The organism is Chloroflexaceae bacterium, assembly GCA_025057155.1.
Classification (GTDB): Bacteria; Chloroflexota; Chloroflexia; order Chloroflexales; family Chloroflexaceae; genus JACAEO01.
This window is the reverse complement of sequence record JANWYD010000006.1, coordinates 187,010-200,297: the sequence shown is the minus strand read 5'-3', so window position 1 is coordinate 200,297 and position 13,288 is coordinate 187,010. Positions and strand designations below refer to the sequence as shown.

At 66.5% G+C, this 13,288-nt stretch carries 10 protein-coding genes; 1 reads left to right on the top strand and 9 read right to left on the bottom strand.

Annotated features, from left to right (window positions below):
- Window positions 1-55: 55 nt before the first annotated feature.
- The gene (locus NZU74_06975) at window positions 56-895 is read left to right on the top strand and encodes a DUF92 domain-containing protein (protein ID MCS6881059.1); all 840 of its coding nucleotides are present in this window, start codon (window positions 56-58) and stop codon (window positions 893-895) included.
- On the opposite strand, the gene NZU74_06970 is transcribed toward NZU74_06975, so the two are convergent.
- From NZU74_06970 to NZU74_06930, 9 genes are all read right to left on the bottom strand, one after another.
- Window positions 840-1,454 carry a methyltransferase domain-containing protein gene (locus NZU74_06970; GenBank protein ID MCS6881058.1) on the bottom strand — a complete coding sequence of 205 codons (615 nt, stop codon included), beginning with the start codon at window positions 1,452-1,454 and terminating at the stop codon, window positions 840-842. The two genes, NZU74_06975 and NZU74_06970, sit on opposite strands and share 56 nt — an antisense overlap.
- Window positions 1,455-1,873: 419 nt before the next feature.
- The gene (locus NZU74_06965; protein MCS6881057.1) at window positions 1,874-2,200 is read right to left on the bottom strand and encodes a hypothetical protein; all 327 of its coding nucleotides are present in this window, start codon (window positions 2,198-2,200) and stop codon (window positions 1,874-1,876) included.
- A 26-nt stretch (window positions 2,201-2,226) separates the two neighbouring features.
- On the bottom strand, window positions 2,227-2,667 hold the full coding sequence (locus NZU74_06960) for a hypothetical protein (protein MCS6881056.1): 441 nt from the start codon (window positions 2,665-2,667) through the stop codon (window positions 2,227-2,229).
- On the bottom strand, window positions 2,648-4,426 hold the full coding sequence (locus NZU74_06955; GenBank protein ID MCS6881055.1) for a glycosyl hydrolase: 1,779 nt from the start codon (window positions 4,424-4,426) through the stop codon (window positions 2,648-2,650). Before NZU74_06955 ends, NZU74_06960 begins: the two co-directional genes overlap by 20 nt.
- A gap of 3 nt (window positions 4,427-4,429) precedes the next feature.
- Complete coding sequence (locus NZU74_06950) at window positions 4,430-9,802, bottom strand: Ig-like domain-containing protein (GenBank protein ID MCS6881054.1); 5,373 nt, start codon at window positions 9,800-9,802, stop codon at window positions 4,430-4,432.
- A 193-nt stretch (window positions 9,803-9,995) separates the two neighbouring features.
- Window positions 9,996-10,424: a hypothetical protein gene (locus NZU74_06945; protein ID MCS6881053.1), complete on the bottom strand. Its 429-nt coding sequence runs from the start codon at window positions 10,422-10,424 to the stop codon at window positions 9,996-9,998.
- A gap of 6 nt (window positions 10,425-10,430) precedes the next feature.
- Complete coding sequence (locus NZU74_06940; protein MCS6881052.1) at window positions 10,431-11,369, bottom strand: hypothetical protein; 939 nt, start codon at window positions 11,367-11,369, stop codon at window positions 10,431-10,433.
- Window positions 11,366-11,788: an HIT family protein gene (locus NZU74_06935; protein MCS6881051.1), complete on the bottom strand. Its 423-nt coding sequence runs from the start codon at window positions 11,786-11,788 to the stop codon at window positions 11,366-11,368. Before NZU74_06935 ends, NZU74_06940 begins: the two co-directional genes overlap by 4 nt.
- Before the next feature lie 165 nt (window positions 11,789-11,953).
- Window positions 11,954-12,964 carry a flippase-like domain-containing protein gene (locus tag NZU74_06930; protein MCS6881050.1) on the bottom strand — a complete coding sequence of 337 codons (1,011 nt, stop codon included), beginning with the start codon at window positions 12,962-12,964 and terminating at the stop codon, window positions 11,954-11,956.
- Between the last annotated feature and the right edge of the window lie 324 nt (window positions 12,965-13,288).

Sequence of the window (13,288 nt, the reverse complement as noted above, 5' to 3'; positions counted from 1 at the left end):
CCACACCTCCACACCTCCACAGCTCTACAATTCCTGATAAAACCCGGAGGACTCCGTGGGCGTTGATGTCTCACAAATCGGCCTGGGCTTACTGCTCAGTACGGCCATCGGCGGGCTGGCCTACTGGCGCCAGTCGCTGACGATGGGGGGCTGGGCCGGCGCCATTCTCACCGGCACGGCGACCATGGGTTTTGGCGGCTGGGCCTGGGGTCTGGCGCTGATCGCGTTTTTCGTCAGCAGCAGCGCGCTGTCGCACTACAAGGAGCATGTTAAGGAACAGCGCGCAGCCGAGAAGTTCGCCAAGGGCGGCAGGCGCGACCTGGCCCAGGCCCTGGCCAATGGCGGCGTTGGGGCGCTGCTGGCCTTGCTCTACGCCCTGCTCGGCGGGCCGCCGGCGCTGCTGGCCCTCTTTATCGGCGTGATGGCGACCGTTACCGCTGATACCTGGGCAACGGAACTGGGGGTGCTCAGCCCCCATCGCCCGCGCCTGATCACCACCGGCAAGCCAGTAGAGCCGGGCACCTCGGGCGGCATCTCGCTCCTGGGCACCACGGCTTCGGCCCTTGGCGGGCTGCTGATTGGCCTGGTCATGTTCTTGAGCCTGGGGATCGGCCAGAGCCTCGCCGGTCAGCCGCTGATATGGCAGTGGTGGATCCTGCCCGCGGCCGTGCTCGGCGGTCTGGGCGGTTCGCTGGCCGATAGTCTGATGGGCGCGACGGTGCAGGCGATCTACCGCTACCCCAACGGCAAGGAGACCGAAAAAACGGTTGGCAAAGACGGCACGCCCAACACTTTTGTGCGCGGCTGGCGCTGGATGAATAATGATATGGTCAACCTGCTCAGTTCGCTGGTTGGCGGGTTGATTGCCGTGCTGGTATTCCTGACTCTGGCCTGAGACCCTTATCGGCGATCACCCAGGCTGCGAAGCGATCGTCGGCCACGGCCCACGCCGGGACCCCGCAGGCTTTTATCATCTGGATGATCTCCGCCGGCGCGAAGAATCTACTGTTCATCAGCAGCAGTCGCTCGGCCAGGGCGACGAGTTTCACTACTCCCAGGCGAATGTCCGGCTCCTCAATCACCAGGCGGCCCTCGGGGCGCAACACGCGCAACAACTCGCGAATGGCCTCCGCCGGTCGGGTAAAGTGATGCAGCGCGTCAACCACCACGACCCGATCAAACGTGGCGTCGGGAAAGGGCAGGCGTGTCACATCGCCGGCCAGCGCCTCAAGGCCCCTGGCCCGCGCCTGACGCAGCATCGGCGCCGAACGGTCGAGGATCACCACCTCGCCAGCCAGAGCGCGCAGATGGACTGCCACGCGCCCCGTGCCGCCACCCGCGTCGAGCACGCGCCCCCCCGGCGGCACGTCCAGCACCTCCCGCAGCCGCTCCAGATCCGGCGGACCGATGAGCCGATCGTAAAAGGGTGCGATCAGGTCGAAATGATCGATCATTGGCGATCTCCTTAGACATTGTTTCGCTGTGTGGTCTGTTGCACTACCGTTCAGGCGAGGTGCAGGGGGATGCCGTCTTCTGCGAATCTTCTCCAGCCAAATGCTATTATCCCTTGATCAATCCAGTAGTCTGTAACGTAAGTTTGCTGGCATTTCCGCCCCCCTCCCAGCCTCCCCCCGTTGGGGGGAGGCGCCGGACGCCCTCCCCCGGCGGGGGAGGGTTGGCAAAAAACTGAATTCACAGACTAACTCTACTTTGTCACGTTGCCCCTGGCGGGGGCTGCGGTGGCCGCAGACCCCGGAGATCCGCCCTTCCTGGTGCGGCGAAGCCGCGCTGCACCTGGAAGGGGAAAGCGCGGAGGGGTGCGATCCCTCCGAACCTCCTCGCAGCGGAAGCCGCGGCAAGTGACAAGGTAGAGCTAATCAGTTGTACGTGCTAAATTAGCAATGATCAAATTATTAGGTTCGAATGAAGCATCGTAAGCGATCAACAGCAATTGATCCTTGTCAGCTTTTGAACTCTTATCTACATCGATGATTGCATAGGTCATGTCGCCTGTGCCAATCACGAGACGTTGATAGATTATCGCAGGCAAATCCGCAATGGTTTTCTTATGCACAGTTTGTTCATCAACCCTGTTTCCTGACATGCTTGTTGTGTTCTTTCGCTCAAGTTCAAGCCAATCATGGATCGAGCCATCAAAATCAATAATGCTAAAAATTGGGCCAACAGGTTCCTCAATCAACCCTGTTGTGCTTGTTTCTGCGTATATTATTTTTCGCGAATTTTGACCGGAAAATCGTTAATGAAAATGGATGGCTGTTCTTCATGGAATACGGCGTTGCCGGGGAGAGAGATTTGAAATCCTTGCCACTGAATAATCTGGATGTCTGACCCTGATGTGGAGACTTGACCAGACGCCGGTTCCCTAGTTGCTGGATTTCGTGTTTCAGCAGCGCGGCTATCAGATGCTCCCCCGGAGGACGTCGTTGGTGATGGGTGTGGTTCAGGATGCGTCCTTTGTGCGGGTGATGCCTGTCCACACCCGGTAAGCGTTAGCAGCGCCAATCCGACCAGCAATAGTGTGTATCGTCTCATGCCAATTCCTGTGGGAAATTGCGCTGGCGCATCATCATCAGATCTGCCTGGGACGCCAGATACGGCAATCCAAAATCCAAAATCCACAATCACATCATCTTCGATGCCACACATAGATCGGCTCCGGCCCCACCGTCAGGCGCAGGCGGCCGTTTTCCGCCGGCAGGGCGCGCTCGGCGCCGTCGCGCCCGATCAGGCGCGCCTCTGCGCTCTGGGTGGCCAGTGTGACCCGCGCGCCCGGCGGCGACCACAGCACATCCAGCGCCTCGCCGTTGCGCTCCAGCCGCAGGTCGTAGATTTCGTGGCCGTGGATGGCGCTCAGGTCGTCAATCCAGATCGTGCCTCCGCCGACGAAGGCGTCCGCGATGTCATCGAGGACGATGGCTTGCAAAGCCGCCGGGAAGTCCACCCGCTGGTTGCCGCCGGGGACGATCACATTACCCGGCTCGACCTCGCCGCCGATGGGGGTGTGCAGGAAGTGCCAGCCCGGCGCGCCGACCGGGCCGAGGACAAACTGGAGCACCTCGCCCTCGGCGTCGCGGATCCACACCTTCAGCCCGTGCGTGCTGCCGTCACCGTAGACCCACGCGCCGATCGCGTAGGGCGCGCCTTCCAGAGAGAGGCGCGGTTCGCGCTCGAAGGCCACGTAGTCGTTCTGGCGCGTGGTGAAGTTGTAGCTGAGTTCGGCGCTGCCCTCGCCCCGGTAGGCATTGCCGCTCAGCCGGAGCGTGCCGTTCGGCTGGCTGACCCGCCGCCATCCCTGGACGCTCTCGAAATCCACCAGCACCCGCCGCTCGAACAGGTCCCGCCGCTCAACGTAGGTCGTGTCCGCCAGGTGCTGGTTCAGGGTGCGGAAGGCGTCGAAGGCCGGTTTGCGCGCGCTGTAGTCGGTGCGCCCGCGCCCCAGGCGGATCAGCCCGTAGGGGTTGCCCGGATCGTCCTTGAAGCTGTACCAGAAGATCCGCTCCGCCCCCGCCTCCCACAGCATCAGCATGGCCCGTGGCAGATGGTTGGCCTGACTCTGTTCATCGGCGCGCCCGCTGCTGTCCCGGTCACTCGGCCCGCTGGCCCAGCCCACCTCGGTGACCCAGATCGGTTTGGGGCCATAGCGCTGCCCCAGCGCCCGGACACCCGCCACCGCCGCTGCCAGGTTGCCGTCCTCCGGACCATATGGGTTGACATAAGGATGAATGGCCAGGATGTCGAAGCTGTTCCAGGCTCCGTATTCGGCCACGGCGCGCAAGAAGGTGGTATCGAAGGGGTTGACGCCGCCAATGAGGATTGTCGCCTCCGGATCTACCTCGCGGATCGCCGCTGCCGTTCGGATGAGCAGGTCGGCGTAAGCCGCCGCGTCGGGTGCGGGCCGCCAGAAGACTGCCAGGTCCGGCTCGTTCCAGATCTCCCAGTGCTTGACGTAGCGGCGATAGCGGGTGACCACCCCCCGCGCGTAGTTCACGAAGGCGTCCGGGTCGGGCGCATAGTAGGAGACGTCGTTGGGAGTGTCGTTGCGGTAAGGCGTGGCCCAGCCCACCGAGGGGCCAAGCACCCCTAGCACGTTGATCCCCCGGCTGAGCAGCGCGCGCAGCGCCGCATCGGTGAAGGTCCAGTCCCACACGTCGGGGCGGGGCTGCACCCGGTGCCAGTGCAGGTCCTCGCGCACCCAGGTGACGCCCAGTTCGCTCACCAGGGCCGCCGGCACGTCCATCGAGGACGGGTCGGGGTAGCGCGTGGCCAGGTGGGAGTTGAGGCCAAAGACCGGCGGGTGCGTCGGCGTTCCTGATGGCGGCGCCGGAGCGAGGTGCGGCGGTGGCTGTGGCGCCGCGGCGGCGGTAAGCGCGAGGAGCGCCAGGAGAATGGGAACGATCCGGGTCATAACTCATTCACCCACCGTTATCGTCACCCCTGCGGGCGCGATGGCTGTCAGCTCCGGCGCGAACACCGGCGTAACCCGGGCCGGGGACGCGCCGTAGGTTCCCGAAGCGATGGCTCGGGCGATAATCGTCTCGTTGTATACTCCGGGAGCAAGATCGGCCGCTTCGAGGGTGATCCGCCCCTCGGCGAACACGGCGGTTTGACGCAAGGGTGAGCGGGGCGCGCCGGGCAGGGTTTCGAGACCGGCCGGCAGCGGGACGACGACGCGCGCCCGGCTGAGGGGGCGCGCCGTCACCAGCGTCAGGCGCAGGGCGACAATCTGACCCGGACGGAGGCTGGCATCGCTCAGGGGCGCGCCGGTGGCCGGGTCGGCCAGCTCCAGGTAGAGGGCTGGCTGCCCGGCGCTGTCGGTGGTTCTCCGGGGAACGCCATATGCCACAAGGTATCTGGCCGCGGCGCCGGCCTCGACCCGCAGGATTGGCGCGGGCGTTGCGGGCGTGCTGCTGGCCCGAAGGGTGGTGGTGATCGGCGCGCCGTCGCCGAGCAGCGGCGCGCCGTCGAGGAGCACACGCCGGGGGCCAGCCGCGGTCGCCGCCTCTGTCGGCAGCGCGGCCGCGACGCGCGCGGCGTCCCACGGGCTGGGCCAGCCCTCAATCCCCCATGCGGCCAGGAGCGTCCATTCAGCGCCGGGGAGTTCGCTCGCGCCAGGCCGGCCCGCCCGCAGTGCCTGCACCGCGGCCGCTGTGACCGCTACGCTTCCACCCGGCAACCCGGAGGGACGATCCGCCGTCCAGCGCACCAGGTCTGGCTGACCCGCCGTGGTCGTCTCCCGCCGTGCCAGGGCCTGGAGGCGATCCAGGGCTGGCGCTGCCTGCTCTGGAGGCAGCGCCAGGCTAAGAAAGGCCAGCCCGTCGGCAGAGAGGGCCTCGTCGAGCAGCGCGAGCGTCCCCGGATCGGTATGCCAGGCACGGGCCAGGGCATAGGCCACGTAGGCCCGGGTGTCGGGATCGGCAGCCGGCGCGGCGCGGCTTAGATACGTGATCGCCTGCCGGTTGGGCGAGCGATTGTCGCCCAGGGCTTCATAGGCTGCCGCCTGCGCCTCCAGCACCAGCGCAGTCACGAAGGGGCGCGAGGGGCTGGCGGGCCACCAGCCCCAGCCGCCATCTTCGTTCTGCGCCGCCTCAAGGTCGCGCAACGCCTCGCGCAGGAGCACGGCCCGGCGCACGCGCTCCGGCCCCCGGGCCTCGCGGGCCAGCCGCGCGGCGATCAGCGCCAGACAGGCCTCCTCGTCCACCGAACGCGGTGTCAAAGCGGCCAGGCGTTCGGCCTGGTCCTCCAACGCCGCCCGCACGCCCGGCGCGATGGCGACCACCAGCAGGTCTGTGGTCGCCGGGCGCTCGACCGTTACGTCTAGCGGGCCGACGGCGGGAATGGTCACGCCGTTCAGCGTGGGCGCTGAAGCGGTCTCAATAGGAATGCGCCGCTCAAGCACGTCACGCTGGCCGTCGGTCACGATACTGAGAGTGATGCTGGCCTCGGCGGCTCCGGGTTCGGGACGCACGCGCCAGGCGACGCGGCCCCTAGCGCCCTCGTCAAGCACGAGGCGCTGTTCAACCGGCGCGGTTCGTTCCAGGATCAGGTTGCTTCGATTGAGACGCACGCGCACCTGGCGTCGCCCGATTCCGGCATTGCGGAGATCAAGCGCAATCACGGCCCGATCCGTAGGGTGGAGCATCGCCGGGGCCAGCAGATCATAGGCCAGTGGCAGACCTGTTGTGATCACCACGCTGGCGCCGGCTGGCGGGCCGGTGGAACTGGCCGTCAGCGCGCTGACCAGCCACCGCCCGGAAGTGACCGGCAGAGGCATTTTCAAGCTGCCAGGCGTGTCGTTGAGCCATTCGACCGGCGGCGCGTAGCCCGGCGCGGCGATCGCGACGCCACGCGGCGCGGAGCTGAGCCTGATCGCCGGTTGTGGCAGCGTAGCGGCAATCGGGGCTGGCAGCAGTTCAGGCTGGAACCGTTGCAGCCAGCCCGCGACGCTGAAGGTCTCTGCGCCTTCTTCTTCGGGCGCTGGAGCGATGGTGAGCAGCGTATTCTCAGCGCTGGAAAGGTCGCCGGTGCTGGCGGTGATCGTCAGGACGCCTGTCGCTCCTGGCGGTTGGAGCGTCGCTCCGGCATCAAGAGCCACCGTTGGCGGATCATCGGCGTTCACCAGGATGGTTGTGCTGCCCCAGCGCCAGGTGTCGCCCGCCGTGGCGACCGCGCTAACATTGACGCCGGGGGTCATCTCGTCGGTAATCGGCAGCGTAATGACCTGACCGGCGCGAACGTTGCGCACCTCGGTTTCCAGCAGCTTACCGCGTTCGATCATCAGCAGCAGCCTGCTCTCGGCCTCCGGGATCGCCACGAGCAGCCTGGCGACCTCGCCAGGGCGGTAGCGGTCACGGTCGGCGATCAGGGCCATTTGGCCGTCGGGAAGGCCCCAGTTGGCAAAGCGCCCGCCTGTCACCCATAGCTCCGTCGTGGTCGCGGGGCCGCCTGCCGAGGCGCTGATCTGGTAGTGGCCAGGATTGAGCAATGGCAATTGCACCCCGGCGCGTCCATCGGCCTCGGTGACGGCCTGGCGCACCAGCAGTGGCGCGCTGCCGCCTGCCCGCGTCACCTCGATCTTCACCCGCGCGCCGGGAACCGGGCGCCCCAGCCCGTCGAGGGCCAGCAGGGCCACGCTGCCGCGCCGGTCACTGACGATGAACCGTTCGGGAAGACTCACCGCGACCAGCGGCGCTCCTCCGGCGAGCATGCCTTCGGTTGCGACGCCACTTTCACCGCCGGATGCGGCAAGGGCGACCCACAGGCGATAACGCGTGGCCACGGAGGGACGCGCCGGGAAGGTGATGCGCAATTCTCCCCTGGCGTCGGCGCTGCCGCTACCTGCCAGCGTCACCGTCTCGGCGGCTATGTTCTCAAGCTGGTAGCCCGGCGGGGTTGGCGGCGGCCCCAGCGGTTCCAGTCCCAGACGCCAGTTGAGCGCCGCGCCGGCCAGTGGCAGGCCGTTGCGCTCCAGCCGTATCCGTAGCCCACCGGGTTCCTCGAAGACGGCAAGGACGAAGACCGGCGCGCCGTCTCGGGGCGCAACGCGCAACACAACGCTGCTGGCCGAGTCGCCGATCCGGGTCGTCAGGCGATACTCGCCGGGTTCGAGATCCGGCGGGAGGGTCAGCGTTCCGCGCGCGATCCCGCTGACAGGCTCGATAGCGCAGGTTGCCGGCGGGATCGACTCCGTGCCGCCGGCTAGCGGGCGCAGTTGCATGCGGCAGGGCGCGTCCGGCGCGGGCGCGACGAACAGGCCGCCGGGATCGCGTCTGCGGGTGAGGCCGCTCATCTGGAGCGTATCACCGGGAGCGTAGACGGGCCGATCAATGAAGATCAGGCTGCGGTAGGCGGGTGTAGCTGCGGTGACAGGCGCCCAGTCGGCGCGCACGACTGCCGGGCGATCGCTCCCCGCTGTTGCGATGAGCGGCCCCGCGCCCTCGGCGACGGTCGTGACCCATAACCCATCGGCATCGGTTCGTCCACGCGCAAGCAGCGTGCTTCCGCGATAGAGCGCCACTGGAAGATCGGCCAGCGGCGCGCCGCTCCTGGAGTCAGTGGCCCATACCAGCGCCTGCTCTCCAACGACGCGCAGGGTCAATCGCACCGTCGAGACGAGCAACAACAGATCAGCCCGTGGACCTTCGGGGCTACGCGCGCGGAGAAAGTACGCGCCCGGCGCGAGGGCCTCGCCATCGCTCAACCCCACCGGCACCCGCGAGCGCGCCGGGACGCCGGACGGATCGCGCAGCTCCACTCGCCAGCTCCGCGCCAGCGGTTGCCCGTATCGCTCGGGGTTGAATCCCTCGCGTTCGTCGGGGCGCAGCGCCGCCGCCAGCAGCAAGGTCGCTTCATCAAGCGCATAGAGGCGTAGATCCAGCGCTGTCAGACTGGTGCGCTCCAGTTCTACCGCCGCAGGCGCCTTCTCCGGCAGGACGATGATCCCATCGAAGGCCGCCGGTGCAGTGAGCGCGGGCGCCGCCGGGGCGGTGCGCAGTCCGATCACGACATCGCTTGCCAGCGGTGAACCGGCCAGGTCGGGCGTGCCCGCCGCCAGAGTCATCGTATAGCGTGTGGATGGGCGCAGCTCAGGGCGCAGGCGCACCTCCGTCTCGCTGATGGTGATGGCAACCTCACCCACGGGAGGATCGAAACGCAGCCCGGCCCGTAGCGCCTCCTCGCTCATCGGAGAACTAAAGACCAGACGAATCTCCTGTCCAGGGGCGATAACCTGCCCCTGTCCGGGGAAGAAGGCTTCCAGCCGCGGTTCCGGAGCGACGGTGAAGCTCCAGGGCGCCATCCCGCCCTCCTCGTCGAGCGGATCGGCCAGCCGCACCGTATAGCTGATCCCCGGCTGCCAGCCCGAACGCGGAGTAAAAGTCACCACCTGGGTTGCGGAGATGATCGCCGTGGCGAGATCGCCCTCAACCGGCGGCTCGATCCGCAGGGCGCGCTCGATTTGCTCCGGGGGCGCCGCGGCGGCCAGGCGCAGGGTCAGCGGCATGCGCGATGCGACCCAGCGGGCGCCATCGGCGGGGGCGCGCTCGATCACCTCGGGCCAGGCCGTGCTGAAGCGCCAGACAAAGGGCGCGCCAAGCTCCGCGCCGCGCAGGTCAGCGAGGTTGGGGGCAATCGTAACCGTGTAGGGTGTGGCCGGCGCCAGCGGCGTCATCGGACGAATCTGCAGCGTATGCTGGTCAAGCCAGCGGAAGGTCGCCGGGAAAGGCGGATCGAACTGCAAGTGCGGCATCTCCACTGGTTGTCCGGCCGCCTCGGGAAGGACCATAGGCTGGCTGAAGACCACAGCGAGCGACGTATCCGGGGCGACGCCGGCGCCATCGGGCAGCGCGGCGACCACCGCTGGCTGCGGGGCGGTGCCGAAGCGCACGCTGACCGGTTGGGCCAGCGGTCGCCACCAGCGCCCCAGCGCCCGCTCATCGAGGCTGACGGTGTAGGTCACCGCCGGTAGCAGGGTTGTGTCTGGTTGAAAAGTGAGCGTCGTTGCATCAGGCGACCAGGTCAGGCTTCCCGGCGTCGCCGGGGAGATGCGCAGCGCAGCAGCGGTCGCTGCACGGTTCATCGGAGCGCTAAAGCGGATGGCAATTGACGTGCGTGGCAGCACGTCGGCAGCCTGATCCGGCGGCTCGATGGCCAGCACCGTGGGAGCTGGCGCGAAGGGTGTGAGAGGGATGGCGGCCCGCGCCAGCAGGGCCAGCCATAGCGCCAGCGCTGTACCGCCCAGGACAACCGTCCAGATCCGAGCCAGCAGGCGCAGCAAGGTTATCACCGAACGTCCCTCTTTCGCGCGCATCACGGAGGCAGTATACCACCTTCCCATCCATCGCTGGCGATGCGCCATAGGGGGGAATGCATAGTCGTCGAGGGGAGAGAGTCAGGGGTGAGGGTCAGAAGCGCCAGACGCTGCATCAGCCCCGGGGAGACATCGTCTCCTATGCCTTTCCATCGAGCAGAGCCGGTTCTTACCGCAGGAGGTCAAGCAGCGCCTTGCGTTCGAGTCGCAGGCCGGGCGGCAGGCCAGGGGCGGCCTCTTCCGCCTGTTCGTCGGCAATCAAGAGCGCCTGAATAGCCGGGCGTTGGAGCAGCGCAGCCAGAGCCTGGGAGAGACTCAGAGCGACCAGGCGTGGCGAGCGTCCAAGACGATGGCGTTGAGCAAAGCCAAGGGCGGCATCGGCGCTCGGGAACACCAGGAGCAGCCGCGGACGGGGCGCCTCTCTGCCGCCTTCTGACGCTCCGGACGCGCCGCCAGTGGTTCGGTAGCCATAGAAGCGGCGCGTTTGCACCCCCCGTTCGGCCAGGCGGGCCTGCAGCGTCGCCAGCGCCGCTGCGGCGGCCTCGGCGCTGAAGCCGTGAGCGCGCGCCACCTCAATGAAGCGATCGCTCTCAGGCATACGTCCCTACGGCAACGGCGCCGGCGTCGGCACTGGCTGCACCGTTGTGGGGCGCGGCTCGCCACGGTAGAGCGCCAGGCCCAGTAGCCCGAGCTGCACCTCGTCGGGTGTGCCGGCGAACTCAGGGTGGTACTCCATCCGCGCCCGCTCGAAGTACTGCACCCGATAGGCGCGGCCATCGGGCAACACTTCGTCGAACTCCTCGCTGATTGGGAAGCCGAAGACCCGGAGGCCGCCGTGCGCCTCCCAGAATTGCAGGAAGCGCCCGCCCAGACTATACCCTGTTTCGGGCACAAAGCGCAGCTCGGGCGTGCTGACAAAAAAACTCGGGCGGGCGAAGCTGCGTCCCTCGGTGAACTCTCTTCCGATCAAACCCGGCTGCACCTCATAAGGTGTGCCCGCAAATTCCGGCCAGTGCTCCAGCCGCGCCCGCTCGAACCACTGCACCTCGCGCCCATTCACGATCTCCGGGGCCGCCAGCGGCAGGCCAAAGATCCGCACGCCTCCCATTGTCTCATAGTAGCTCGCGAAACGCGGCGACACTTCCGGCAGCGCATACGCCAGCGCGCCCACCGGAGGCACCCCGGCATTGATCGCGCTCGATGCCGGCTGCAACCCCACGGTCACGGCCTGCGCTGGCGGGACCTCGGCCCCCAGCAGCACGCGGGTGGGTACAGGCGCGACCCCCTGGCCTGGCAGGCGCACCATGCCTAACCCGCTCAGCAATAGCCATAGCAGCAGCAGCACTACCAGACCAGCGAGGAGCAGCAGTCCCCAGCGAAGGAGCTGGTTCGTTCCCGCGGTCCGCTCAATGCGTCTACCGCTGCCGGTGCGCCGTTCCTCTGGCTGTCGTTTGTCACCCTGGTTGCTGATTGACATAATAGGATACCGGTTTTCGGTCACGAACTCAAGGTGTCGCGGCTCGGAAGAACCGCCATCACTCATGCGCCCTCCTTGCCGATCTGGTTCCGGATCAACTCCGCAGTCTGGTTGAGTTCATCGTGCACGGCCGTGCCGGGGCGCCAGCCGCGCACGGCATTGTCGCCGGCCCAGCGTGGGATGACGTGCACGTGATAGTGGAACACAACTTGACCGGCTGCGGCCCCGTTGTTCTGGATAATATTGAAGCCATCGGGTTGCAGCGCGGCCTTGATCCCTCGCGCAACAATCTGGGTGGTGCGCGCCACCGCCGCTACTAGCTCCGGAGGCAGATCGAGCAGATCAGGGTATTCGTCCTTACAGATCACCAGGGTATGCCCGCGCGATGCCGGATTGATGTCTAAAAACGCCAGGGTCAGGTCATCCTCATACACTTTGGCAGCCGGCAGTTCACCCCTGACAATCCGCGAGAAGACCGAGGCCATACCGTTCTCCTCTCTGTCAGCCAATTCCTGTGGAACAGGATGCAGGCGCAGTATCTCCAGGTCTCATTGAGAGACCATAAATCCAAAATCCGAAATCCACAAGCCAGAATCATAGCGTACTCGTTTGAAAGCGGAGGCCTCCTGGTTGCGCCGCTGTCCATCGGCTCAGATCTTGACCCCCGCCTCTTCCACCGGTTCCCGCGCGGCTTCAGCTTGCTCGTCCATCCGGTAGCGGCGACCGAACCAGGCCAGAGCGATCACTCCCAGCAAGACGCCGAACCACAGGGTGCAAAAGCGTATGATAATCGTCGCCGTGGCGGCCGTGCTGGCAGCCAGTCCCACGATTGCCATCAGCAAGCCTGCGCTGCTCGCTTCGCTCACGCCCAGGCCGCCCGGCAGGAACGAGACTAGCCCGAACAGGGTGCTCGCGGCGAAGATAAATGTCGCCTGCAAGAGCAGCAGTGGCGTGCCTGCCACTCCGACGCCGACCAGCACAAAGTAGAAGGCCAGGCATTCACAGCCCCAGGAGACGACGCTGATGAGCGTGGCGGTGAGCAAGACGCGCCATTCCAACAACTCCCGGGTGCTGGCATACGTGGCGCGCAGCCGGGGTGCAACCTTCGCGCCGAACGGCAAGCGGCCCGTGCCCTCAATCACCCCCCCAACAAGGCGCCGATGCTGGAGCGCCAGAATCCCGGCCAGCGCCGCTACCACCAGCGCCACAAAGGCAAATCGCGCCGGAGGATAGAGCATCAGCCCCATGGCCATCAGCAACAGCATCGCCAGGCCGTCGGTGAGCCGTTCGGCCAGCACCACCGGCGCTGAACGGCTCACTGCCGCCCCGTTCACTCGCTTGAGCAACACCGACTTGAACACTTCGCCCAGCTTGCCAGGGGTCACCGACATCACCAGGCCAGCGGTGAAGATTAACCCGCTATCCAGGCGACTAACCCCGTGACCCAGACCCAGCCGGCGCAGGTAGTATTCCCACTTCAGCCAGCGCAGCAGGTAGTTCAGGGCGGTAAGACCAAGGATGAAGGGCAACCAGGCCCAGCGAAACGCGCCCAGATCGCGCCACACCGCGCGGGCGTCGCTGGCCAGGCCCATCACGATCGCCACTGCCAGGCCGAGCAGTAGTGCAGCGAGGAGTTTGCCCTGCAGGGTTCGTAACGACATAGCGTGCCGTGCTTCTGTGACAGGCCCTGTGGCGATTATACAGCCCGCTTCGCGGAAGCGCAAAGCGAGGCGTTCCGCATTCTCAGGGCTCATGCCTATGCCTGGGGGTGAGCCCCAAACTTCAGATTTTTAGTGGTTTTGGCGGCTATCTTCCCATCCCCTCACACCCTCCGCGAGAGGTTTCTGAATCGGTGCCGCGAACCGGGTACAATGGAGCCGCGACGGGTTGCCGTCCCTCCGAGGCAATCTAAGGCCGAAGCACTGGTGCAGCTCGCGCTTCGGCCCGGCGAGCGCAACCCTGTAGGCGCTGCATCGTGGAAGGAA

What these genes read in the sequence shown, in the direction of transcription:
- NZU74_06955 (MCS6881055.1), bottom strand. Translation starts at nt 4,426, where the DNA reads ATGACCCGGATCGTTCCCATTCTCCTGGCGCTCCTCGCGCTTACCGCC.
- NZU74_06930 (MCS6881050.1), bottom strand. Translation starts at nt 12,964, where the DNA reads ATGTCGTTACGAACCCTGCAGGGCAAACTCCTCGCTGCACTACTGCTC.
- NZU74_06970 (MCS6881058.1), bottom strand. Translation starts at nt 1,454, where the DNA reads ATGATCGATCATTTCGACCTGATCGCACCCTTTTACGATCGGCTCATC.
- NZU74_06940 (MCS6881052.1), bottom strand. Translation starts at nt 11,369, where the DNA reads ATGAGTGATGGCGGTTCTTCCGAGCCGCGACACCTTGAGTTCGTGACC.
- NZU74_06935 (MCS6881051.1), bottom strand. Translation starts at nt 11,788, where the DNA reads ATGGCCTCGGTCTTCTCGCGGATTGTCAGGGGTGAACTGCCGGCTGCC.
- NZU74_06960 (MCS6881056.1), bottom strand. Translation starts at nt 2,667, where the DNA reads ATGTGTGGCATCGAAGATGATGTGATTGTGGATTTTGGATTTTGGATT.
- NZU74_06945 (MCS6881053.1), bottom strand. Translation starts at nt 10,424, where the DNA reads ATGCCTGAGAGCGATCGCTTCATTGAGGTGGCGCGCGCTCACGGCTTC.